General features: G+C 40.3%; 20 protein-coding genes. All 20 read right to left on the reverse strand.

Translation table 11 applies throughout. The features are described from left to right. Positions 1-18: 18 nt before the first annotated feature. Positions 19-2,241 (reverse strand): RelA/SpoT family protein, encoded by a 2,223-nt coding sequence (locus HMPREF2628_RS04070; protein ID WP_070842409.1) that lies wholly within the window; start codon positions 2,239-2,241, stop codon positions 19-21. Between the two features lie 134 nt (positions 2,242-2,375). Then, entirely contained in the window at positions 2,376-3,506 is a 1,131-nt protein-coding gene (locus HMPREF2628_RS04075) for an ABC transporter ATP-binding protein (protein WP_000229953.1), read from the reverse strand. A gap of 112 nt (positions 3,507-3,618) precedes the next feature. Beyond that, the gene (locus tag HMPREF2628_RS04080; RefSeq protein WP_070842410.1) at positions 3,619-4,488 is read right to left on the reverse strand and encodes a helix-turn-helix domain-containing protein; all 870 of its coding nucleotides are present in this window, start codon (positions 4,486-4,488) and stop codon (positions 3,619-3,621) included. Positions 4,489-4,491: 3 nt separating this feature from the next. Continuing rightward, positions 4,492-4,878, reverse strand: coding sequence for a Mini-ribonuclease 3 (locus HMPREF2628_RS04085; RefSeq protein ID WP_070842411.1), 387 nt, complete (start codon positions 4,876-4,878; stop codon positions 4,492-4,494). Continuing rightward, on the reverse strand, positions 4,871-6,214 hold the full coding sequence (gene cysS / locus HMPREF2628_RS04090; RefSeq protein WP_070842412.1) for a cysteine--tRNA ligase: 1,344 nt from the start codon (positions 6,212-6,214) through the stop codon (positions 4,871-4,873). The genes HMPREF2628_RS04085 and cysS overlap by 8 nt, the downstream gene beginning before the upstream one ends. Positions 6,215-6,231: 17 nt before the next feature. Further along, positions 6,232-6,753, reverse strand: coding sequence for a dihydrofolate reductase family protein (locus HMPREF2628_RS04095; RefSeq protein ID WP_070842413.1), 522 nt, complete (start codon positions 6,751-6,753; stop codon positions 6,232-6,234). A 516-nt stretch (positions 6,754-7,269) separates the two neighbouring features. Next, positions 7,270-7,887, reverse strand: coding sequence for a serine O-acetyltransferase (gene cysE / locus HMPREF2628_RS04105; protein ID WP_000539975.1), 618 nt, complete (start codon positions 7,885-7,887; stop codon positions 7,270-7,272). Positions 7,888-7,902: 15 nt separating this feature from the next. After that, entirely contained in the window at positions 7,903-10,116 is a 2,214-nt protein-coding gene (gene pnp / locus HMPREF2628_RS04110; RefSeq protein ID WP_070842415.1) for a polyribonucleotide nucleotidyltransferase, read from the reverse strand. Between the two features lie 367 nt (positions 10,117-10,483). Next, complete coding sequence (metF, locus tag HMPREF2628_RS04115) at positions 10,484-11,350, reverse strand: methylenetetrahydrofolate reductase [NAD(P)H] (protein ID WP_000089969.1); 867 nt, start codon at positions 11,348-11,350, stop codon at positions 10,484-10,486. Between the two features lie 101 nt (positions 11,351-11,451). Beyond that, complete coding sequence (metE, locus tag HMPREF2628_RS04120) at positions 11,452-13,701, reverse strand: 5-methyltetrahydropteroyltriglutamate--homocysteine S-methyltransferase (protein WP_070842416.1); 2,250 nt, start codon at positions 13,699-13,701, stop codon at positions 11,452-11,454. Between the two features lie 548 nt (positions 13,702-14,249). Continuing rightward, on the reverse strand, positions 14,250-14,543 hold the full coding sequence (locus HMPREF2628_RS04125; protein ID WP_070842417.1) for a helix-turn-helix domain-containing protein: 294 nt from the start codon (positions 14,541-14,543) through the stop codon (positions 14,250-14,252). A gap of 184 nt (positions 14,544-14,727) precedes the next feature. Then, complete coding sequence (locus HMPREF2628_RS04130) at positions 14,728-15,093, reverse strand: TIGR02328 family protein (protein ID WP_070842418.1); 366 nt, start codon at positions 15,091-15,093, stop codon at positions 14,728-14,730. Further along, positions 15,077-15,481, reverse strand: a complete 405-nt coding sequence (locus HMPREF2628_RS04135; protein ID WP_070842419.1) for a YbgA family protein — start codon at positions 15,479-15,481, stop codon at positions 15,077-15,079. The genes HMPREF2628_RS04130 and HMPREF2628_RS04135 overlap by 17 nt, the downstream gene beginning before the upstream one ends. A gap of 141 nt (positions 15,482-15,622) precedes the next feature. After that, positions 15,623-16,708 (reverse strand): HigA family addiction module antitoxin, encoded by a 1,086-nt coding sequence (locus tag HMPREF2628_RS04140; RefSeq protein WP_070842420.1) that lies wholly within the window; start codon positions 16,706-16,708, stop codon positions 15,623-15,625. Then, the gene (locus HMPREF2628_RS04145) at positions 16,701-17,039 is read right to left on the reverse strand and encodes a type II toxin-antitoxin system RelE/ParE family toxin (protein WP_070842421.1); all 339 of its coding nucleotides are present in this window, start codon (positions 17,037-17,039) and stop codon (positions 16,701-16,703) included. The genes HMPREF2628_RS04140 and HMPREF2628_RS04145 overlap by 8 nt, the downstream gene beginning before the upstream one ends. A gap of 314 nt (positions 17,040-17,353) precedes the next feature. Continuing rightward, positions 17,354-18,742 (reverse strand): hypothetical protein, encoded by a 1,389-nt coding sequence (locus HMPREF2628_RS04150; RefSeq protein WP_070842422.1) that lies wholly within the window; start codon positions 18,740-18,742, stop codon positions 17,354-17,356. Next, positions 18,739-19,806 (reverse strand): nucleoid-associated protein, encoded by a 1,068-nt coding sequence (locus HMPREF2628_RS04155; RefSeq protein ID WP_070842423.1) that lies wholly within the window; start codon positions 19,804-19,806, stop codon positions 18,739-18,741. The genes HMPREF2628_RS04150 and HMPREF2628_RS04155 overlap by 4 nt, the downstream gene beginning before the upstream one ends. Positions 19,807-19,824: 18 nt before the next feature. Beyond that, positions 19,825-21,009 (reverse strand): restriction endonuclease subunit S, encoded by a 1,185-nt coding sequence (locus HMPREF2628_RS04160; protein WP_070842424.1) that lies wholly within the window; start codon positions 21,007-21,009, stop codon positions 19,825-19,827. Next, on the reverse strand, positions 21,002-22,606 hold the full coding sequence (locus tag HMPREF2628_RS04165; protein ID WP_070842425.1) for an HsdM family class I SAM-dependent methyltransferase: 1,605 nt from the start codon (positions 22,604-22,606) through the stop codon (positions 21,002-21,004). Before HMPREF2628_RS04165 ends, HMPREF2628_RS04160 begins: the two co-directional genes overlap by 8 nt. Continuing rightward, positions 22,606-25,668, reverse strand: a complete 3,063-nt coding sequence (locus HMPREF2628_RS04170) for a DEAD/DEAH box helicase family protein (protein WP_070842426.1) — start codon at positions 25,666-25,668, stop codon at positions 22,606-22,608. Before HMPREF2628_RS04170 ends, HMPREF2628_RS04165 begins: the two co-directional genes overlap by 1 nt. Positions 25,669-25,785 lie beyond the last annotated feature (117 nt).

Consider the following 25,785-nt stretch of genomic DNA (forward strand, 5'->3'; position numbering starts at 1 on the left):
TAGTAGAAGCTCAGACAATTAGCCGTTTGTCCGTTTGACAGAATAGACTTCTGGCACACTCTTAATCTTGTCCACGACTGAAGTCAGTGTCGAGAGATTGGCAATGCCAAAGGACACATGGATATTAGCAAACTTCATATCCTTGGTTGGTTGAGCATTGACCGTTGAAATATTCTTGGTTGTGTTTGAAAGAACTTGCAGTACATCGTTCAACAGTCCTGTACGGTTGAGGCCATAAATATCGATATGAGCCATATACTCCTTATTTGAGCTAGAATACTGGTCTTCCCACTCCACATCAAGGAGACGTTGCTCGTAGTTTTCTTGGGCACGCAGGTTCATACAATCCACACGGTGAATAGCTACACCACGACCCTTGGTAATATAACCAACAATATCGTCACCAGGAACAGGATTACAACACTTAGCAATCCGCACTAAGAGGCCTGATGCACCTTCAATGACCACACCACCCTCATGCTTTACCTTGAGGGTTTCTTTATTTTCAACCTTGATCTCGCCACCTTTGACAAGTTCTTCTGCTTCAGCCTTGGCCTTGGCACGTTCTTCTTCACGGCGTTCCTTTTCAGTCAGACGGTTAAAGACGGTAATCGCACCGATTTCTCCAAAACCAATAGCCGCAAAGAGGGATTCCTCTGTCTTGTAGCTGGTCTTTTGTAGAACTTGGTCCATGTGGCGCTTGTCCATGAATTTATTGGCCACATAGCCATTTTCTTGGAACTGAGCCATCAGCATTTCACGACCCTTGTTGACAGACAATTCCTTATCTTGATTTTTAAAGAACTGACGAATCTTGTTACGAGCCTTGCTGGTCTTGACCATATTGAGCCAATCACGGCTCGGTCCAAAGGAATTGGGGTTGGTGACAATTTCAACCTGATCCCCTGTCTTGAGCTTGGTTGTCAGTGGAACCATACGACCATTGACCTTGGCACCAGTTGCTTTTTCCCCAACTTTTGTATGGATTTCATAGGCAAAGTCAATCGGTCCTGAATCTTTTGGAAGGGAACGGACAGCTCCATCTGGGGTAAAGACGTAAATCTCCTCAGCCAGATAGTTTTCCTTAACAGAATCCACAAATTCCTTAGCATCATCAGCCTGATCTTGGAGCTCCATCATCTCCTTGATCCAGTTCATCCCAATAGCAGATTCCTTGCTGTTAACCTGCCCCTTAATGCCTTTCTTATAAGCCCAGTGAGCCGCAACCCCGTACTCAGCGACCTCGTGCATTTCCTTGGTCCGAATCTGGAATTCAATCGGCCCTTTTGGCCCATAGACAGTCGTATGGATAGACTGATAACCATTGGCCTTGCGGTTAGCGATATAGTCTTTGAAACGACCTGGCATGGGTTTCCAAAGCTCATGCACGTAACCAAGCATGGCATAAACATCACTTTGGGTATCCAAAATACAACGAATGGCAATCAGGTCATAGATTTCCTCAAACCGTTTTCTCTTATCCTGCATTTTGCGGAAAATCGAGTAAATATGTTTGGGACGACCATAAATCTTCCCTTTCAAGTGACGATCTGTCGTATATTCTTCTAATTTTGTGACTACCTCATCCACCAAGGCTTCACGCTCTCTGCGCTTTTCCTTCATCATGTGGGTAATCTTGTAAAACTCCGTTGGGTTGAGATAACGGAAAGATAGGTCTTCCAATTCCCATTTGACGCTAGAAATCCCCAGACGGTGAGCAAGAGGTGCATAGATTTCCATAGTTTCTTTGGAAATACGCTCCTGCTTGTCTTTTCGAAGGTGTTTCAGGGTCCGCATATTGTGTAAGCGGTCAGACAGTTTGACCAAGATAACGCGGATGTCCTCAGACATGGCCATGAGCATCTTGCGATGATTTTCCGCTAATTGTTCCTCGATTGATTTGTACTCGACCTTACCGAGCTTGGTAACCCCATCTACGATTACCCGCACATCAGGACCAAACTCTCTTTCCAAATCATCCAGAGTCGCTTCTGTATCTTCTACCACGTCATGCAAGAAACCACAAGCTACCGTTACAGCATCCAGCTTGAGCTTAGCTAAAATACCTGCCACTTGGATAGGGTGAATAATATAAGGCTCACCTGATTTGCGATATTGACCACTATGGCATTCCACCGCGTAGACCAAGGCCTTATGGACAAAATGGACATCCTCTTCCGTCAAATATTCTTTGGTTAAAGCGACAACTTCTTCGCCTGTTAAATTCACTTCTTTCGGCATCTCTACTCTCCAATTCTTCCTACCATTTTATCACTTTTTTAAGAATATGAAAACTAGAAAATTCCCTCTCAATCAATCCACATCTCAAAAAACACTGCCAGATTTCTCTAGCAGTGTTTTAAGTTTCTTTTATCTTAGTAAACCGTTCTTTCAGTTTCTACATCGAAGAAGTGTGCTTTGTTCAAGTCAAATCCAAGTTCAACTGTTGCACCTGTTTGCAAGTAGTCACGAGCATCAACTTTGGCAACAAATTCATCTTTACCAACTTGGCAGTAAAGGTGAGATTCTGAACCAAGCAATTCTGATACTGAGATAGTAGCTTTGACAACTGATTCTGGGAATGTTTCAAGGAAAGCAGGTTCTGCATTCACGTCTTCTGGACGGATACCGAAGATCAATTCTTTACCTTCGTAGCCTTTTTCACGAAGAACTTTCAATGCGCCTTCTGGAACTTTCAAACGAAAACCGTCAGAAACAATTTCGCTACCAACCAACTTCACGTTGATGAAGTTCATAGCTGGGCTTCCGATGAATCCTGCTACGAATTTGTTAACTGGGTTTTTGTAAACTTCTTGAGGAGTACCGATTTGTTCCACACGTCCGATAGTACCTGTACCAGCAGGGTTCTTAGTTGCTGACATGATAACGATACGGTCTGCAAGTGTCATCGCTTCTGTTTGGTCGTGAGTTACGTAGATAGTTGTAGCTCCGATACGACGGTGGATTTTAGCGATTTCAGCACGCATTGATACACGAAGTTTGGCATCCAAGTTTGACAAAGGTTCGTCCATCAAGAATACTTTTGCGTCACGGACGATGGCACGACCCATGGCAACACGTTGACGTTGACCACCTGAAAGGTCAGCTGGTTTACGTTCCAAGAATTCTTTCAATCCAAGGATTTCAGCTGCTTCTTGTACACGTTTGTCGATGTCTTCTTTGCTGTATTTACGCAATTTCAAACCAAAAGCCATGTTGTCATAAACAGTCATGTGTGGGTAAAGAGCGTAGTTTTGGAATACCATGGCGATGTCACGGTCTTTTGGAGCTACGTCGTTGACAACCACGCCATCGATAGATGCAGTACCTTCTGTGATGTCTTCAAGACCAGCAATCATACGAAGAGTTGTTGATTTACCACATCCTGAAGGACCTACGAAAACGATAAATTCTTTGTCTTTGATGTCCAAGTTGAAGTCTTCAACTGAATAGTGTTCGCTGTTTGGATATTTTTTGTAAATGTTTTTAAGATTCAATTCTACCATGAGGTGAACTCCTTTTGTCTTTTGATAGTTTTATTATAGATGAAAACGCTTTACTTTTCTATGGCAAGGTGACCAAAAAAATAAAAAAGTTCTGTGCAACTTGCACAAAACTTTATAAAATATCTGGTAAAATCAACTGATAACACAAGGTCAGGTCAGTCAATTCCTTCAACTGAAGCCCTGTCAATTCTTCCCATTTATCAATCTTATATTGGAGAGAATTGCGGTGCAGATAGAGTTGCTGGGCTGTTTTAGTGAGAACGGCACTATTTTCCCAAAGGGAGAGAATGATTTCCTGAATCTGATCCTGGTCCAAAATCATCTGGTGCAGGCATTCCTTGATTGCTCTCAGGTCAACAATTCTTTCCCCCATACTCCAAAGATAGAGTTGTGAAAAGGTATGAACACCTTGGTGACCCTGACGCCACCAAGTCTTAAACAAATCGCGCTCTGCTTTGATTAAGTCTGATAGGGCTTGATGTCCTGTCTGAGACCAAACCTGACCTAACATGATAGAGAGACGCAGTCCAAAGTCATACTCAACCGCTTCAATCGTATCACTTAAAATAGCTCGTACAGATGTGTATTTGTCTTGTTGAAGTACGAAAACATAATCCTGAGCTCCGACCTGAAGCACTGTCTGACAGTTAGGAAAAAGAGTCCGCATCATATCCAGCCAAGAAGCTAGATTTTCCTGCTGAAAATAGGAAAGATGACAATAAACCAACTGAATCTTTTTAAAAGTTTTCGGTGCCTGACCCTTGCCCTCAATCAGATAGGAATACCAAGGATTGAGCGAACGAGCCTGCTCCTGCTGGGTCAAAAGGGCAACCAACTGCTTTTCACGCTCACTGAGCCCAGCTTCCTCCAGCAAAATCCACTGCTGAGAAGTTAAAGGGAGCGTGAGATAGCCCTCTTTCTCTACTGGTTGGTCTGAAATCTGAGCCTCAGGAAACCAGTCTTGTAGTTCTTTTGCTATCACGTCCTAGCCCTCCACTTTTTGGATGCACCACGAAATCAAGCTCTCAAGACGTTCTAGATTATCAGTCATATGGAGATAGCCCATCACGGCTTCAAAACCTGTGGACATACGGTAAGTCACCACATCAGCATTTTTGGCCTTGGTGTGACTATTGGTATTGCGACCACGTTTGTAGATTTCTTCTTCTTTTTCTGTTAAAACCTGCTCCTCTAACATAAGGGAAATCAGGCGAGCCTGAGCCTTGGCTGAGACATACTTGGTCGCTTCTTGGTGGAGTTTATTGGGTTTGGTCATACCTTTGAGGATGAGGTGACGGCGAATATACATAGAATACACCGCGTCCCCCTCAAAAGCTAACGCAATCCCGTTAATGAGATTGACATCAACCACGTGTCCACCTCACTCCATCTTTGGTGTCAAGGAGCTTAATCCCTTGAGCAGCCAATTGGTCACGGATCTGGTCCGCTGTAGCAAAGTCACGATTGGCACGCGCTTCTTGGCGTTTTTGGATCAAGTCTTCAATCTCTGCATCCAAAACTTCCTCAACAAAGACAATTCCAAAGACCTCTAACATAGCCGCAAGAGCTTCCTTAACACTTGCATCATAGTTTCCAGAATTGATCCACTTGGCCATTTCAAAGACTACTGTAATACCGTTGGCAGAGTTGAAATCCTCATCCATAGCTGCTACAAACTTGTCTTTAAAGGCTTGCAAGTCTTGGGCATCTACAGTCCCAGAAAATGGTTGTTCGTAAGTGTTCTTTAGATACTTGAGATTAGTCTCTGCATCACGCACTGCCTTTTCCGTAAAGTTGATAGGCTTGCGATAATGTTGAGTCGCAAAGAAGAAACGAAGGACTTGACCATCAAGAGTTTTAAGGGCATCGTGCACTGTGATAAAGTTGCCCAAAGACTTAGACATCTTGACATTGTCGATATTGACAAAGCCATTGTGCATCCAGTAGTTAGCAAAGGTCTTGCCTGTTTTGGCTTCTGACTGGGCAATTTCATTGGTATGGTGAGGAAACTCTAGGTCAGCTCCACCACCGTGGATATCAATGGTATCTCCCAAAATCTCTGTCGACATGACTGAACACTCGATGTGCCAGCCCGGACGACCAGGTCCCCAAGGACTGTCCCAAGAAATCTCGCCTGATTTGGCAGATTTCCAGAGGGCAAAGTCTACAGGATTTTCCTTACGAGCTGTTTCTTCATCGGTACGACCTGAAGCACCTAGCTCCAAATCTTCCAAGGTTTTATTGGCCAACTTGGCATAGTTATGAGATTTTTCCACACGGAAATAGACATCTCCTTGGCTCTCATAAGCAAAGCCTTTTTCAATCAAATCTTCCACAAAGCGGATAATGTCAGCCATAAACTCCACCACACGAGGATGGCGGGTCGCAGGTTTGACGCCCAAGGCCGTCACATCCTCACGAAAGGCAGCGATGTACTTGTCCGCAACCTCCTGAGGCGTGATACCTTCTTCCTTGGCACGGTTGATAATCTTATCATCCACATCCGTAAAATTGGAAATATAGGCAACCTCATACCCACGATACTCAAAATAACGACGAATCGTATCAAAAGCTACCGTCGAACGGGCATTCCCCACGTGGATATAGTTATACACGGTTGGCCCACAAACATACATCTTGACTTTTCCGTCCTCAATCGGGACAAATTCTCGCAAATCACGAGACATGGTGTCGTAAATTTTAATCATGCGGTCCACTCCCTTCTCTATTTCTGATTTTTTCGGCTGAAAACCAGCTCTGCAAAAGGACCAAATTGTCTGAGGCTATCCAGTTGGTAAAAGCGCTGCCCTTCCTCTTGGGTAAAGAGGGGAACCCCCTTTCCTAGGATAAGGGGCGCTATCTGAATAATGATGTGGTCGAAAAGATCCGCATCCAAGAGCGGTCCTACTAAGGAATTACCACCAATCACAAAGACATTTTTGCCTTTGTCAATCTGGTGAACAAAGTCCACCACATCCCCAGCTACTGGCTGGTAATTGCTGACAGGCAGGTGCCTATCATGCGTAAAGACATAGTTTTCCGTAGCTTGATAAAAACTTTCTACATCTTGCAAATCTTGGATTTCCTCAAAGGTCCGCTTGCCCATGATGGTGATATCCATTTGCCTGTAAAAGTCATCATAGCCTGTATTCTCTACAGAACCAAGCTGATGCAGCCAGTCTATCCTGTGCTGGCTGTCTGCCAAGTAGCCATCCAAGGTGATACAGCCGTAAAAATATACTGCCATTCTTGTAGTTTCCTTTCTAGTTCTGCTTCGCCTTCACTTAGCAGGATAGACCCAGATGATTATACCTAAGCTAATCAAAGTATTCAGCAAAATCCTTGCTGGACAAGAAAAATAAACCAGACAACAGCAATTCCAATCTGCAGCAGAACGGTTCATTCTTAAACATTCAAGCGCCTCTCCTGTATACTTCTGGCTCAAATGGTAAAGGTAGGCAAAGAGCAGGACCAGAAAGAGTAGGATCAGAAGACCGAAAATCAGATTTCCTGCACGAAACAAACTGAAAACAGAAACAAGACTTCCTGCCAAATAGAACGCAAAATACTTATTGTCCTTGAAAAAACCTTTCTTTCAAAGTTCCTCAGTTATCGTACAAAAGCAGTATAGCTAAGCTTGTCCTTCCAAGAATTTATAATTTTGAAAAATAGTAACTTGCTTCTCGCTGCTCCTCAATTGTCCTAATTTGGACTTCATTCTCTTGGCTTAACTTGTTTCTTGCTTGAATCATATAGCCATCCTCTACAACCCAGACGATCTGTGACTGGCTTCTTTAGCCTGCTCAAGTTTATTAACGTAGTACTCTCGTCTTTCTTCAACTTCATGAATCGTTGGCTCATCCTTCTGTCCATGAACTCGGACGATCTTAGCAGGAATTCCAACCACTGTCACATCACTTGGAACATCTGCAACAACTACTGCTGCTGCACCGACTTTGGCATTTTCACCGATTTCAACGGGTCCAATGACTTGGGCATGAGCGGATATAAGCGCTCCTTTGCGAACGGTAGGATGGCGTTTGCCACAGTCTTTCCCTGTTCCCCCAAGAGTCACTCCATGATAAAGGAGAACACCTTTTTCAACAATCGCTGTCTCCCCAATCACCAAACCAGAGCCATGGTCGATAAAGACCCCTGAATCGATCTGGGCACCTGGATGAATCTCAATCTGAGTCCAAAAGCGCCAAAACTGACTGTGCATACGAGCCAGGAGTTTGAAGCCATGCTTCCATAGAAAATGCGAGAGACGGTGGGCCGCCAAGGCTTTGACACCTGGATAAGTTAGCAAAACCTCCAAAGTGGTGCGGGCCGCTGGATCATTTTCTTTTACGATATCAATGGTTTCGCGCCACCATCCCATACATTTCTCCTTTTCTTATTCTAAATCTTTTGGTGTTTCTGTAAATTCTTTCTTAGGTTTGTGATCCTTGTGATGACGTGGGCGATGAGGACGCTCTGATTTTTCACCTTTTTCATCACGTTCAGGTTTTGGTGGACGAGGAAGAAGGGCTTTCATAGAAGCATCCACACGTCCTTTTTCATCAATTTTGATAACCTTAACATCAACTTCATCCCCGATTGCTACCAAGTCTTCGACATTATTGGTACGCGTCCATGCCATCTCAGAGATATGAACAAGAGCATCTGTCTTGTCAAAGAGGTTGACAAAGGCACCAAATTTCTCGATACGAACGACTTTAGCACGGTAAACTTCATCCACTTTAGCTTCACGCACCAAACCAGCAATAATTTCTTTAGCACGGTTAATGGCATCTTGGTCGCTAGAGTAGATAGATACATTTCCTTCTTCGTCAATATCAATCTTAACGCCTGTTTCAGCGATAATCTTGTCGATGGTTTCTCCACCCTTACCGATGACAATCTTAATCTTGTCCACATCAATCTTGATGGTATCAATTTTCGGAGCAGTTGGAGCCAATTCTGGACGAACTTCTGGAATGGTTGCTTCAATCACATCAAGAATTTCAAAACGGGCTTTCTTGGCTTGGGCAAGAGCCTCAGTCAAGATTTCTGCAGTAATCCCTTGAATCTTGATATCCATTTGTAGGGCTGTAATCCCGTCACGAGTTCCTGCAACCTTGAAGTCCATGTCTCCAAAGTGGTCTTCCAAACCTTGGATATCTGTCAAGACTGTATAGTTGTTTCCATCTGAGATGAGACCCATGGCAATCCCTGCTACTGGCGCCTTGATTGGCACACCACCAGCCATAAGGGCAAGCGTTCCCGCACAGATAGAGGCTTGAGAAGAAGAACCATTTGATTCTAAAACTTCTGCTACCAAACGGATAGCGTATGGGAATTCCTCCAAGCTTGGCAAGACTTGAGCAAGGGCACGTTCACCAAGAGCCCCGTGACCAATTTCACGACGACCTGGCGCACCGTAACGACCAGTTTCCCCTACAGAATATTGAGGGAAGTTATAGTGGTGCATAAAGCGTTTCTTGTACTCTGGATCCAAACCATCGATGATTTGAGTTTCCCCCATCGGAGCCAAGGTCAAGACTGAAAGGGCCTGAGTTTGACCACGAGTGAAGAGACCAGAACCGTGTACACGAGGAAGGAAGTCAACAACCGCATCCAAAGGACGGATTTCATCGACCTTACGACCATCAGGGCGAACCTTGTCTTCTGTAATCAAACGACGCACTTCAGCGTGTTCCATTTGTTCCAAGATTTCAGCAACATCACGCATAATACGGTCAAATTCTTCATGATCTGCATATTTTTCTTCGTAAACAGCAGTTACTTGATCCTTAACTGCTTGTGTTGCAGCTTCACGAGCCAATTTTTCTTCTACTTGAACCGCTTTTTGGAGGTCGCTGTTGTAGGCTGCGATGATTTCAGCTTGCAAGTCAGCGTCCACATGAAGCAATTCTACTTCAGCCTTTTCCTTACCGACTGCTGCAACGATTTCTTCTTGGAAGGCAATCAATTCTTTGACTGCTTCGTGCCCTTTAAGAAGGGCTTCCAACATGATTTCTTCTGACAATTCTTTAGCACCAGACTCTACCATGTTGATGGCGTGTTTAGTACCAGCTACTGTCAATTCAAGGAAAGATTGCTCTGCTTGTTCTTGACTTGGGTTGATGATGATTTGGCCATCTACATAGCCCACCTGTACCCCAGCGATTGGTCCGTCAAATGGAATATCTGAAATGGAAAGTGCCAAGGATGAACCAAACATAGCAGCCATTGGTGCAGATGCATTTTCATCATAAGAAAGCACGGTGTTGATGACTTGTACTTCATTACGGAATCCTTCCGCAAACATAGGACGGATTGGACGGTCAATCAAACGCGCTGTCAAAGTCGCATCCGTTGAAGGACGTCCTTCACGTTTCATAAAGCCACCAGGAAACTTCCCAGCTGCATACATTTTTTCTTCGTAGTTGACTTGAAGAGGGAAGAAATCTCCAGTTGCCATTTTCTTAGACATCACGGCAGCAGTCAAGACGGTTGACTCACCGTAACGTACAACAACAGAGCCATTTGCCTGCTTAGCAACCTGACCAGTCTCTACAATTAACTCACGACCCGCAAAAGTCGTTTGAAACACTTGTTTTGTCATTTTTAACCCCTTTGGATTGATAATATTATACGTCTTGCCTACAAAAATCAGGATACAAAGGGCGTGAAGAATCCCGTATGAAAATAGGAGATTGACGCAGTGTGCGATGCACACTAGGAAATCTATCTATTTCACTAGGGATTTAGCCCGTGTTCAACTATTTAGGTACTTTGAAAAGTTTAAAGATATTATTCTTTAGTATTTTTCCTTTTTATAGCAGATTTGAATAGTTAAAAATCTGTTTATACCCTCATCTTTGTATCAAGTACGTACAGAGTCTATTTTATCATATTTTTCTTAAAAAGTGCGGTCTTTACCATTAAAAAGGAACCATTCCCCTCACCTGAGAAGAATGGTTTACTTTTTATTATCCTAGAGACTGATGATTAAACAAGGCATGGGTTGCTTGGTGGATGTATTTTGCTGTTTCTGCATTGTTCATGGTGTAGAGATGCACACCTGCAACATCCTGAGTTACCAAGTCCACGATTTGGTCCACTGCATAGGCAAGTCCTGCTGCTCTGAGCGACTCAGGGTCATGCTCATACTTGTCTAAGATAGCTTTAAATTTGCGTGGAAGATGGATATTCTCACAAGTCTTCAAGAGGCGGAGAGCCTGATTTCGATTCAGAATTGGCATAATCCCTGCATGAATAGGAACATCAATCCCAGCCAAGATACACTTATCTTGAAAATCATAGAAGCGCTCATTGTCAAAGAAAAGCTGAGTCACGAGGCTCGAACAACCTGCATCTACTTTCTTCTTAAGATTTTGAATATCTGAAATCTGATTTGGTGAATCTGGATGCCCTTCTGGATAGCAAGCGCCAACAATATCAAAGTGAGGGGCTTGTTCCTTGATGAACTCGATCAAGTCAGTTGCGTAGTGGAAATCCTTTTGTGGTTCCACATCAGGGATAATATCCCCACGAAGAGCCAAGATTTTCTGCACCCCAACCTTGTCCAAATCAGAAATGGTTTCAGCAACCTTGTCCTTAGTTAAATAGATAGCTGGCAAGTGAGCAATAGTCGGAATCGCCAAGTCATTTTGGATAAAGTCAGCCAAACGAACCGTCGTTTCCTTGATATTAAATTTATTATTGCTGGCAGTCACACTGATAAAGTGGGGAGCCAACTCCTGCATATCTTGAAGAGCAGAAATAATGTTATCATTACCCACGGCTGGGTTTGGAGGGAACACTTCAAATGAGAGTGACGGTGTTTGGCGTGACATAGTCCTTATCCTTTTCTAGTTGATTTTTAGTTAGCTGGACTCTTAGAATCCAAGTGAAACAGGCAGATTGACCAAACAGTGCTTCTAGAGAAATCCTTATCTTACAATTTCTCACGCGCAGCTTTCGCTGCTTCCACAAGGCGGATCAAGCTTTCTTTTGTTTCTGGAATACCACGTGTTTTCAAACCACAGTCAGGGTTGATCCAAACTTTCTTGCTTGGCACTTTAGCAAGGATAGCTTCGATTGTATGGTCGATTTCGCCTTCATTTGGCACACGAGGTGAGTGGATATCGTAAACCCCTGGTCCCACTTCTGTTTGGAAGTTTTTCGCTTTGAGTTCGTCCAAGATTTCAAGGTTTGAACGGCTAGCTTCAAAGGAAATAACATCTGCATCCATGTTATCGATAGCTGGGATGATATCTGTAAATTCTGAGTAACACATGTGAGTGTGGATTTGTGTATCTGGCGCTACTGTTGAGTGTACCAAACGGAAGGCAGGAATTGCCCAGTCAAGGTAATCTTCGTACCAGTCACTACGACGGAGTGGCAATTTCTCACGAAGAGCAGCCTCATCGATTTGGATGATTTTCACACCAGCAGCTTCAAGGTCAAGTACTTCATCCTTGATGGCAAGGGCGATTTGAAGAGTAGAATCCTTGATAGAGATGTCTTCACGAGGGAATGACCAGTTGAGGATGGTAACAGGTCCAGTCAACATACCTTTAACAGGTTTGTTTGTACGGCTTTGTGCATAGCTAGACCATTTAACAGTGATAGGGTTAAGACGAGTTACATCACCCCAAATGATTGGTGGTTTCACCCCACGCATACCGTATGATTGTACCCAACCATTTTTAGAGAAGAGGTAACCTGACAAGTTTTGACCGAAGTACTCAACCATGTCATTACGCTCAAATTCACCGTGAACAAGGACATCAAAGTCGATATCTTCTTGCCATTTGATCCATTCATCAATCGTTTCAGCAAGAAAAGCGTCGTACTCTTCTTGAGACAATTCACCTTTACGGTAAGCCAAACGTTTAGCACGAACTTCTTTAGTTTGAGGGAATGAACCGATAGTTGTTGTTGGAAGAGCTGGAAGTTTGAAAGCTTCTTCTTGGATAGCTTCACGTTCTGCAAAGGCTGGCAAACGAGTGTAGTCTGCATCAGTCAAACCAGCGATACGCGCACGAAGTTCCGCATTTTCACCAACACGCTCAGTCGCAAAGAGTTCTTTGTTAGCTGCAAGTGCTTCTTCACCTTGACCATTGCGGATAGCATCCAAATCACGAATCTCATCCAATTTTTCAACTGCAAAGGCAAAGTGGTTCAAGATTGCTGGTTCAAATTCTTCATTAGCAGTTGTAAATGGCACATGAAGAAGTGAGCATGAGCTTGTCAAGACAATGTTTTCAGCTGGGATTTGTTCAAGAACAGCCAAGCTCTTTTCGTAGTTGTTTCGCCAGATGTTTTTACCATTGACAATACCTGCATAAAGAGTCTTGTCAGCTGGGAAACCACCTTTAACCAATTCAAGAGTTTTCTTACCTTCAACGAAGTCAAGACCGATAGCATCTACTGGCAAGTTCACAAGGTCAGCGTAGATGTCACGAACGTCTCCGAAGTAAGTTTGAAGCAAGACTTCAAGACCTTTTTTGTCAGCCAAAAGTTTGTTGTAGAGGTTTAAGAAGAGAGCTTTTTCTTCAGCTGTCAAATCTTTGACAAGAGCAGCTTCATCCAATTGGATACGAGTCGCACCAAGTTCAGCCAATTTTGCAAAAACTTCTTGGTAAGCAGCCACTAAGCTGTCTACGAAGTCTTCTGCTTTCACACCTTCTTCAAAGTCTGACAATTGAAGGAAAGTGAATGGACCTACTAGGACTGGACGAGTGTTTAAACCAAGTTCTTTTGCTTCTTGGAACTCATCGAAGATCTTGTGACCTGCAAGTTTGACTTGAGTGTCTTTTTCAAATTTAGGAACGATGTAGTGGTAGTTGGTGTTGAACCATTTCTTCATTGGAAGGGCGCGAACGTCCCCTTTTTCTCCTTGGTAACCACGACCCAAAGCGAAGTAGCGCTCAAGGTCAGACAAGTCCAAGTTTTGAACTGAAGCAGGTACCACGTTGAAAAGGAAAGCTGCATCTAGGAAGTTGTCATAGTGAGAAAAGTCATTTGATGGAATTTCAGTAATGCCTTTTTCTTTGACAATGTTCCAGTGTTTCGCACGCAAGTCTTTTGCTGCTGCAAGGAGTTCTTCTTCTGAGATTTCTTTTCTAAAGTATTTTTCAGTTGTAAATTTTAATTCGCGGAATTCGCCCAAACGAGGGAAACCGATGATTGTAGTTGACATGATGTGTCCTCCAAAATTTGTTGTTGAAACTATCTTAACAGAAAAGAAAGCGTCTGTATAATTGTAAAAAATTAGGCTTTGATATAGTTTGAAACTATATCTCCGTTTTAAACAAAAGAAAAAGACCTGAGACAAATGCCTCAAATCCTTTGTGTAGCTTGTTTTAAAGCTGTATCCCAGTTAGACGGTTCAAACGTCTTATTAGTGATTCTTATAAGTGACTATGGCTTGTTATTAGAAAAGACTATATGTTGATTTTTCTTTTGTAATTCTGATATTTCCCTGAAAAGTGCGGACGGGAGGTAAAATTATCCAGTGGATGATTTTAGCAAACCAAGTAATTTCATCCCTAATTTTTGAGCCAGAATGTCTCAAAAATTCCGTTCTAGATAATAATAAATTATTATCTAGAATACCACTATAGCGGGAAATATCCGCTAAAAGCTCACTTCGTTCGCACTTGATATAAATAAAGCATAATTTTTCTATATTATACACTTGAGGCACTATAACTGTTAAATTTGTTAAAGTTTTCCAACTTCTTCCTTTCAACTCTTTCTCTGTTCGAGGGGGACGACTGCTAATGTCTTTCCTAAACTGGCTAAAACTTTCAAGACTGTGTCCAACTGGGGGCTAGTCTTGCCTGTTTCCATCCTAGCTATGACAGGCTGGCTCACTCCACTAAGTTCTTCTAGCTTTTTCTGACTGATTCCTTGTTCGTGTCTAGCTTCAATCAACTCACTCATGATAGCGACTCGCATATCACTTTCAAGGATTTCCTCTTTGCTAAAGAGCTCAGAACGGACATCCTTCCAATTACTCCCAATAGCACTATTCTTCATCACTTAACCTTCTTTCTTTTAAGTCCTTTAGTTCACGCTTGGTTTTTATGAATTATAACTCAAAAGTTATTAAAAGTTAATTCTAACACTCATAAAAAGAAGACCTTAGAAAATTCTAAAGGTCTCATCTTTATCATTCGAAAAAAGTACGAGAAGAGTTATAAAGTGCTGGTATTCCTTACGTTTACTCCAGCTCTATCCCCTTCTCTCGGAGATTAGCCAGACACTCCTCATAGTAGGCATTGTCATGTTCGCTATAGATAGGACTAGTCAACTTTTCCTCTGCTAAGTATTGATAAGGAGGGGAGGTCTTACCTCGGTAGTTCTTGTCCAGCCACTCTTGACTGACATTGTAGCCTCGATTAGCCATCTCCTTCATGATCAAGTCATGATAGGCATAGAGACGATAGGGCGAGTGAGTAAAGACATAGTCAACCGTCGCATGCTTTCTACCCCAGCCATTACCACGCAGGGCGCAACACTCTCGATGCTGCCCCAAGAGTTGAGGACGAGGAAGCTGTGAAATCAAAGCCTCATGCCAAAGTCTCATGGGAGTCTCCTTTCAGTAAAGTCGAATGTTGCAAATAGGTATTTGGGTAAAGTTCAAGCAAGTCTCGAGTCTTAGAGATTACATCTTCCTTAGAAGCCTGACCAAAGCGGTAGCGATCCAGCAAGAGCATATAGTCCTTTCGCTCAGCATCTGTCGCTTTCTTTTTAAAATAGCCCCAAATATGCTGAAAGGCATTGCAAACCTGACCCCTGTGTTCTGGAATCTGACAGGCACGATCGATCAGTTCTTGAACATGACTTACCTCCACCTCTTCATTCTTGAGATACTGACGAATCTCATTGTAAATATTGCTGGAATGACTCAAAACGAGATATTTGTTTCTAGCCCAGAGTTGCTGGCAATGGGATTTTTGGTTAATTTGTTCCATGTTTCTCCTTGCTTTTTATCAGTTTCCAGGAAATATGGAAACAAGGTTGTAACTTAAATATGAGCGAATTATGAGCGAAAAAAGAAATAATAATTACTAATCGTATGAAACTTTTTTCATCTTCTACAACTTTCGATAGATTCAAGAAACAAAGTAATAATTTTCTTTTAGTTCTCGGAAACGGTCAAAACCGAGAATACCCTCATTTTGTAATCTGCCTAAAACGACGCTCGGATGAATATCGATTTCCTCTGCAAAATCTAGAATATCCGACTTATCAAAATTTCCTTTTTTGATAAAAGTCTGGTAATCTTCTGGACTAATCAAGACATCTTTTGCAAACTGATCTGCCTGTTCCTCAGAACGTCTGTAGGATTCACTATTTCCATCATCAGATGAAAAATCATTCTCTAGAATATGTCCTATCTCATGAAAAAGTGAGAACCAGAAAATATCGGATGCTTTGTTTCGATCTGTGAGTAAAAGCAAGGCACTGCTGTTACTGAATTTTTTAGTCGCTCCATTCAGATTGGCATTTGGTAAGGCAGGTAGACCGACTAGGACAACGCCGCAGTCTAATAAAATATCGTACAAGCGCTGTGGAAAAATTTCTGGGTCCTGTCTGGTCAACTTTCTCAAAGCAGGCAGGCTTCTCTCTAGCTTTTTACGGTTGAGCTTGGTAGTTGTTGTATCACGTGCTTTTTTAGATGCCAACTCCAGCATGATGTTAGAGTTTACTATACTTTTAATCGTAAACTCACGCGTATTCCGATAGCTGACTAAATGGTTAAAAGATGTAAGGTTTTCTAAACTTGCCACACCAAGAATCTTACGAAGCTCGACAATCTTTTCCTTCAAGCTATAGCGTTTATCTGGAACGTAACCTTTTTCCTTAAAATACTTGAAATCAATCATCTCACAGATGTCTTTCTCGCTACCTTCTTCAAGCTCTCTTTCCTCTGCAATCTCAGCCACTTTTACATCATAAGCATTCTGAAGATTGAGCCAAGTTTGCATGGAAACTCCGCTTAGCTTGGCAAGCTTATGAGCTGTTTCTTTACTAATGGACTCCTCAGCGTTGACCAGCTTGCTGATAGTCTTTGCTGAAACCCCCAAACGCTCCGCAAATTCTTTCTGCGTTACGTTATAATCTTCAATCAACTCTTCAACATACTGACCTGGATGAAAAGCAATCAGGTCTTTGTATTCAACAATTTTATTACTCATAGTGATTGCTGACCTCCTCTATTTTTAGGATTTCGATTTCAATAGGATTTGGAAACACCTTTTCTAAATCCTCCTCACGAAATTCTACAATCAACCGATAGGAACTCCTTCGACCATCTATATCCAAAGCAAACTGTCCCTGTCTCTTTCCCTTAAGTGGGTGAAAGTGATATTTAGGAAAAGCTTTCACACTAGCCAAAGAATCCGCCGCTTCCAAAAAGTTGATCAACTGATGCAACTTTACAGCAATCTTATCCGAAAAATCTTTTTTGGCTCTCCTCAGCTCTGTGCACTGCTTTTTAACAGTTTTATTTTTATAGATAAGCTTCATAGATCCCTTTCTGTTAAATTAAATTACCTTTTAGGTAATTTAATTATATCATTTTTAGAAAACAAATACCAACCAAAGGTAGATTTAGCCAGTTTTTACTTGAATAGAATTACTTTTTCAGTTTAAAAGTACATTTTTTATAATCAATTACAATATTTGGATCGATATTCGGAAGAAATACGTTGAATAAAGATCTTTCTTTCGTCACTGCTTGCAAGTGAACTCCAATCGGAATCACATCAGCTTTGTTTCGATAAATAGAGAGTAGATTCCCTGATTTATTCATTCTTTTTGAGATTAATATAATTATAATTTTACGGAAGTAACAAATCGACCATTTGTTTATAGAAAATAAATTGAGTATAAAATTCATTATGTTTATAAACCAGAATCAGTATAACTATCAAGCTGCATAAGAGACTATAAATTAACCTTTTATATAAAGTTTCAATTTTTTCTAACCTCTTTAATTCTGTTTTGTAGCTATTGGATTCTTTCAAAGTAATAATAAAATGTTTATCTATACTGTATAACATATTATAATTTTTATCAATATCGTCACACTCTGATTTTATAGACTTAGAATCAAAATCCCACCCTCTAACTTTATTTACTATAATTATACAAATTAAATAAAATATACCAGAATATACTGTTAGTGACATCGCTAGCCTTGTATTAAAATTTTTAAAAACAAATGTAGTTAATATTGTTATAATTAGAATCAAAAATTGCTGAGATAATGTATTAGAGATATTTTTTATACTAACCAAAATTTCTTTTTGAAGTTTTGAGAAATCTTCTGTTACCTTTTGTTTATCAGAGATAAACTTTTTCAATTTATCAGTGATAAATAAATTATAATTGGATTGTAAATCTTTTAAAATATACTGAAAGTCCGTATTACTAATTGTATTTTGTCTCTTGATAAATTCGGAAAAAATATTTCTAAAAATTATCAACTTTTCATAATAAGTTTTATCGTCATCAAAGATAAAATAAAATAATTGATTGAGTGTACCAAACAGATCTATATTATCTATTTCAATACTATTCAATTTTAAAATAGCATTTTTTTCAAAACTTATAATATATTCACTACTAGATATTTTTCTTTCCGACACTATACTTAGAAAACCATCAAGTGTCGCACTTTTAAATTCATCAAAATTTCTATCTAAAATTATTTTAGGAAGAGCACAAAGCAAATTATGATTAAATTCCGTTTTTGAAATTAATATATAAGGTATGCGTAATTTTTCTTCACAAAGTGAAAAGACGGGCGAATATATATCACTATTTTCTTCTGGAATCCAGATTTTTATCTTTGTATCCCTGTTTTTGAGACTTTCGAATGTTGTACTTTTTAAAAACTTTTTTTCAAATATATAAAAGTCATTACTGTTTCTAAAATATAATGATTGGCCATCTAAAGGAAATTGGTTTTGTTTCATTGTTACAGCAACCCTATTGATTTCCTTAGTTTCTTTACAGGATTCCAACGGGTAATTATTACAAGTTATATCCAGTTCATTTATTTTATAACTATTGATCTTTTCCTTAAAACTATCTAACTCTTTCTCTGAAATTTCGAACTCTAAAATGTAGATAAACTTATTTTCTTTATAATCAATATTAATACGTCCGACAACATCATTGAAAGCGTCAATATATTTAATAAGTTCTTTAATCAATGTAATCACCTCTCAATCAGAGTAATTACTTCTTTGTTAATTTTTAAAACATAAAAATCGTCGTCGTCATCATCCCAATAAACATCTCTATGACTCTCTAGACTTTTAAGAAAGCTTATTTTAATTTGTTGTTCATCTCCCTGAGATACATATGTTACTTTAGGTGGACGATATAACTTTGCTACGAAACTAGCCACAACAGTATTATTTTTTCTTTTCGCTAAATCATATGCTTCCTGTGATAATTTTTCTATATCTGTTTCTCTATTTTCTATATTAAAGTTTAATACATCACTAACCTCTTGAATCAGCCCTTCAAATGATGTATCTCTTCTCTGAGATAAAAAACTTGTTAACTTTTCTTTTACAATTTCTGGACTCATTTCAGACTTTATGTATGGTTTAACGACAGTTTCAATCGCTTGTATAGCCATTCTAGCTGCTGAATCTTCATCATCTATAACGTTATTACTATCCAAAAATTTTGTGAAGAAATAACCAGAAATATTCTCGTCAGTCCTATCCAAAACTCTTGAGTGGATATTTTCTCTTTCTGAATTCGGCTCTTCTCTATTTTCTTTAAACTGGATTGTTTTATCTTTGTAGATTACAGTAGCCTTTTGAAGTCTTGATTTCTTATCTGGAAGAATCTTGTCTAATGTGGTTAATGTGTTTTCATCAGTTACCTGGATAGCAGTTCCTGTTTCCATCTTAACAAGAAAAAGGACTTCTCTACTTTCAATTTCAGTTGTAAGTACTACTAAATAAAAATCATTTTGAAATCTACGTCCTATTGAGTCTTGAAATTTACTTGCAATGTCTTCTGAGTTTCTATCGAAATTCTCTTCATTTTCAAAAATCTCTGATACATTTGTTACCATCTGTGAAGAAGGTGTCTTAAATCTGATATTCTTAGCATATTTATCATCAATACATTTATTTATTCTAGAATCTAAATCTTCTACAATTTTACTGAACTCTGCGAAAGAATCGTCAAAAATCATACCTGGTACATAATACGGTTCTCCGTATTGATCTTTAGAAAAATGAAATAACCTTAATCTCTTTTCCATATCATTATCTCCTAAACATTAGATTATAACCTGCCCATTCATCAACATTGGCAAGAGCCAATCGCGAAGTTGGTTAAGTTCTTGGTTTTGAATATTATTTAATTTAATTGTTTCATAGTTTTGTTTAACTATCGTATTGAATTTTTCTAAAATATTTTCTTCAGGAACAATTATATTTAAGTCATATAAAATTGAAGAAGTCATACTCGGGACTCCCGTTCCTGTATTTAATTTATTAAAATCAATATCTTTTACTGAATAGAATACATACAGTGCAGAATTATTTTTATTAACTTCTGAATAAAACATCGTATCTACAGTCCAAAATTCCTCATTTACGTACATTACATTATTTAATGTACCTTTTCTTGGAAAGAGAATTGATTCTCCTGAATACAAATAGTCTGCAACTGTTCTCATAATCCCACCTGAACCATATACAGCAAACTTACCATCTTGCAAGTGCTTATGATCTTTACCATTTTTAATTGTGAGAAAATACTTCAACTTCTCCACTCCCCACCCCTCTGGGATTTCGCGTTTGAGTTCTGGGTGATAGACCATCTTTCCGCCTGATGATCTGTAGGGTTTGCCATTCTGGTCTGGGAAATCAAACTGCACAAACCAGTAGTCGTAGAGGGTCTTGGCCATGGCTTCCAACTCTTGGTTGATTTGGTTGTTGGTTTGGATTTTTTTATCTAAAGTAGTCAAGATTTTTGCAATATTTCTCTGAGTTTGAATTGTTGGAATATATACTTGAACTTCATAAATTTTCTCTGGCGAAGTATGCTTAACTTTTGTACCAGATGCAGAACGACTTATCTGCTGTCTAACCGTTTGTGTCATAAATAGATAGTAAGCAAAATCTTTATTCAAGTATTCATTACAAGAAATTAAACCTATTCGCTGATTGTGTAAATATCGATTATCTTCAGGAACAATAGCTGTACTACCTAGCAAACCTGCAGCTTGTTCAGTCATCGCAACAATTAAATCACCTTTTGAACATAGGTATTCTTTCGGATATTCTCCAATATAAAACCTATCTTTCGAGGCATTTGCCTTAAATCCACCAGACTCGTAAAAATTCCCCGGAGTTAATATACTTTGAATTCCAGTTTCTGAAAAAAATTCCCCCTTAAAAGCCCAGCCGTGTTTTACCCTAAGTAGATCAACTAGTTTATATCTTTTCCACTCACTCATACTTGATCCCCTTCATTTGCTCTTCAATCTCCTGCTCCAGTTCATGCGATTGCTGGAAGAGGTCTGAGAGTTTGCTTTGAAAGGCGGTCATCTTGGCTTCAAACTCTTCTGCTGTGATATCTACATAGTCGATCTTGATGTCAAAGTATTGACCTGCGCTGAGAGAGTAGTTTTTCTCCTTGATATCCTCATAAGAGACGGTGACAGAAAAGTCCTCGACGGCTTCTTTCTTGATAAAGGTCTCGACGATTTTCTGCTCTTCCTCAGGAGAGAGCACAGTCTTTTGGTTCTTGCCTTCCTTGACCTTGGTTCCGAGGTTTGAGGCATCGATGAGGACGACATCGCCCTTATTTTTCTTATCGATGAAGAGGATGGAAACGTTGGTTCCTGTTGTCGCAAAGATATTAGACGGCATAGAAACAACACCTGCCAGCATTTGATTATCCACCAAGTGTTGACGGATGGTCTTGTCAATCCCTGACTGGGCCGTGATAAAGCCTGTCGGCAAGACAACGGCTGCCTGACCATCTGCCTTCAACGAATAGATGATATGCTGAATAAAGAGCTCATAAATCGCCATCTTGTCCTTAGACTTAGCTGGAACCTTTGGCACACCTGCAAAGAAACGCTCACTGGCTTCCGGCAAGGTCTCCACTTGGTCACGCCACTCCGAAAAGTCTAGCTTGAAAGGAGGGTTAGACACGATATAGTCCATCTTCTCAGGATGGCGATTAGCGATAATGGTATTTCCCTGTACGATATTATGAATGGAATGCTGTAGTCCATTCAAAATCAGATTGAGACGGAGGAGATTGGATGATTTTTGCGAGATATCCTGACTGTAAACAGTGGTCTTATCCACACCGATACGACTAGCCAGGTTCATCAGCAAGGTTCCAGAACCAGCAGAAGGGTCATAGATGCGCACGTTTGATGGTTGGTCATTTCCCACCAGAATATCCGCGATAATCTTAGCCACAGAGTGAGGCGTGTAGTACTCGGCGTACTTACCACCACCGTCTTTGTTGTAGTCCTTGATCATATACTCAAAGAGGGTAGAGAAAAAGTCGAAGCCTTGTGAAAAAATAGTCTCATCAAACTTGACGCGTGCAAGGAGATTGATGATGGCTTTTGCCACTTCGTTACGCTTACTGCTATCTGATATTGTATCGGTAATCAAGCGTTCATCAAATAGACGAATAGCTGTGTCGCCGTCTGTATGCACAGAGAAGATATCGTTATTATCAATGGCAATCTGGTTGAGGGTATTTTCAAAACTCTCGTAGAAAGTCGCTTCATTTTGCTGACGGTGAAGGGTTTCGATTAACTGGTCTGGTTTGAGCCAAGCCGTACTTGTACCGATATCCTCCAAGAGCCAGTCATAGTCATCTTCACTCATTGCTAACAAGTTTTCATAAGTGTTGGATTCATCCAGCACCTTGGCTTGATATAAAAACTTATCATTTAAAAACTTGTAGAGGAAGGACTGGGTGAGGAGTTTGTACTCACCCGCTTCTCCTCCTAGTCCCGCATGGGTAAAGACCGCTTTCAAATCATCTACCAAGTCTTGGACTTGGACTTTGTATGTTTCATTCATTAGTGTTGGTATTCCTCTTCATATCCTTCAAATAGCGACTCGACGATATCGTTAAAAACCTGTCTTGTCAAATCACTTGCAGATTGGTTGGTTTTCATTGAAATTCGGGCTACTTCTCGAATCATTTTTTTGAAGAAGTCCTCGTTATCGAGCACTCCTTGATTTTGACCGATTTTGTGATCCAGAGTAACTTTAGAATCTTTAATGACATGATAAACTGCTGGGTACTCGCTTACCATAGTCGAGTTGGTCACGTGTTTATAGGAACGCGCCGCCATTTCATCTCCGCCAAAATTCATTGTCAAACGTCTCATATGAGTATGATAATCTTCCACTGACTTAAAGAGCTCTTCGTACTCTTTTTGAATTTCTTTGATGTTTTCCATAGTGTAGCCTTCTTGTCCATATATTAAGTGTTTTTTCATGATGCGCTGGAATTCTTCGTAGAGAAAAACCCACTCAGGATCTTTCTCATCACGCTGTTTTATGATGCCTCCAGCAACTCGACGCTTCAAATCTTCTAGGTCATTGGCTGCTAGACGGAGTTCTTCCTCCGCAATCTTGACAAAACTAAAACTGGTCTCAGACATGGCAAGATTTAAAAGAGTACGACTGGAAAAATCATCTGGTTTGTCAATCAAGGACAAGGTCAGCAAGCGTCTGGAGAGGATATTGAGTAGAGTTGCGATTTGAGCCATATCAATCTGCTGTATCAAATGGTCATAATTCAGTAAACGAGCTACATTATAGTACTGCTTGATGGACTCCAAAGCTTTTCGCAGTTCATTTAACTGCTTTCTATCCTTGATATCATTGATAGCCTGAGAAAAGAACTCTAGATTAGAGGTTGGATAGTCCATGAGGATGCGCTCTGTCTTACCGAGTTCCTGAGAAATTTCCTCAGCGGGCACAAAGAGCGAACCAAACACATCCTCTCCATTTTCCCCAGTCAGGGTCGTATCATACTCTTGATTGAGTTCTTCCAGATAAGCACGATTGGTTTTGTCAAACTCTTTGGAAATATCCGCAAAATCAACTACATAGCCAAAGAGATAGTCCTTGTAAGGACGATTCACACGAGTCAAAGTCTGGAGTAGGTTATGAGCCTTAATCTTGCGGCCTAGATAGAGACGCTTGAGGCGAGGCGCATCAAAACCTGTCAAGAGCATGGAATAGACGATAATGAGGTCAATCTTACCTTCTTTATAGGCATCCACCTTTTCCTTTTTCTCTTCCTTGTCTCCCTCATCATGGAGGATGAGAGCAGAGGTCAAGTTGGTTGTTCCAGCCTTTCGTCGTTCTTCTAACTGCTTTTCAAGCTCACGCGCCTGCTTGGACGAATCACAGACAATCATGCCACCAATAGTCTGGTCATCAAAAACCAGATCACGCGCACGATTAAAGTCCTCCAGAATAAAATTAAGCATAGGTTCCACATAGTGCGGATGAGCAAAGATATCTTCTTTGGATAAATCCCCACGTTGGATTTCTTCATTAATTGCTCTGAGATTATCTTTATAGGACGTCTCGATATCTTCTCGCATCAAACGCAAGGTAAAACCATCATCGATAGACTGGTTGTAGTAGTATTTATGGATATAATCCCCAAAAATATCACGTGTGGTTGCATGATTTTCCTTTGTCTTGCCATCTTTCTTGTAAGTAATTAAAGGAGTTCCTGTCAGAGCAATCTTGATTGCATTGGTATCTGCCTGATAGAGATTTGGCAAGTAGGAACCTCGTTCGTTATAAGAGCGATGTGCTTCATCGATAAAGTAGATGTTTTGACGATTGAGATCATAGCCAGAGTGATCCGTTAGATCTGAATCATCTTTGAACTTCTGAATATTGACAACGGCGACATCATAACCATCTTGTTTTTGATTGAGTTCTCGAGGATTGTTGATACGCTTAACTTTTAAACCTCTTTTGGTAAATTCCTTAAAGGCTTGGTCTGCCAAATCCAAGCGATCAACGACAAAGTAAAACTGAGGGACAATCCCCTGTTTTGAAAAATAATTGGTCAGATAACGGATATTGAAGAAAGCCAGGGCAGTCTTTCCTGATCCCTGTGTATGCCAGATAACCCCCTTCTTGATACCTCTTGCGATAGTCTCTTCGATAGCTCTTGTCGCAAAGTATTGCGGATAACGCATGACATGCTTCTGCAATTGTATCTGACCTTCTTTGCTTTCTTCTTCTACATAAACCTGCCCAAAGCGAAGCATGAAAAGCAGGCGTTCTTTTTGATACAAAGAAGATAGGAAAGTATTGCAAGGAGTGTCGGGCTGTAAGTTTGTTGTAAATTCTGGTTGAGATTTGAGAGCAAAACGCTTCACATCCTCAAGGACGAAATCAATTTGTTCATCTCTTAAAGGTTCAATTGAATTCAGAAAATCTACTTCTCTTTCTTCCTTGAAAGCATTAAACTTGGTTTTTGAATAGGCATTTGAACAGTAATAAGAACCCTGTTTTTGTTGACCTTGGCCACTGATATAAGGTAAATTATCAGATAGAGCTATCAACTGGGTAATATTGTTAAAACGACGGAACTTACGATTTTCAAAACGATATCTAGTCCTGTCCTGTTCTGACTGAATCCCCGTCTTTCCATCACGGATAGCATTGGGTTGTTTAACTTCGATATAAGAAAGGGGAAGTCCATTGATAAACACAACTATATCCGGACGAAATTCATCTTGTCCATTTTGACAAGTGACTTCAAGCGCCAGATGGAAGGTATTGGCTTCAGGATTTTCCCAATCGATATAAACAGCACCTTCTTGTCCCTGTATCCTTTTAAAGAAGGAGCGCCCTAAATCATTTTGATCCAGTTCCAGCTTGATATTGGCCAATTCTCTCTCAAAATCTTCATCTGTTAAATAGTTATTAAATGTTAAAAATTGCTCCTTAAAAACAGATACAAGAATATTGGTATCTGGATCTCTTTCTGCAATTTCCTTCCCATTGCGAGGAAGATAGGTATAGCCCATACGCATCAAATGCAGAGCTGCTGTGATTTGTACTCTTGTTAATTCAGAAAAATCTTTTCGTCTTGCCATAAAAACTTCCTTTTGCTAGTCAGAACTGTCTATTTTTACTAACAATATCTTTCAGACTATCTCTTCAATTTGTCTCATAGTTAATTATCTATTATATCATGTTCCGGCCAGAAAACG

The sequence above is a fragment of the Streptococcus sp. HMSC063B03 genome, from assembly GCF_001836965.1.
Classification (GTDB): domain Bacteria; phylum Bacillota; class Bacilli; order Lactobacillales; family Streptococcaceae; genus Streptococcus; species Streptococcus pneumoniae_F.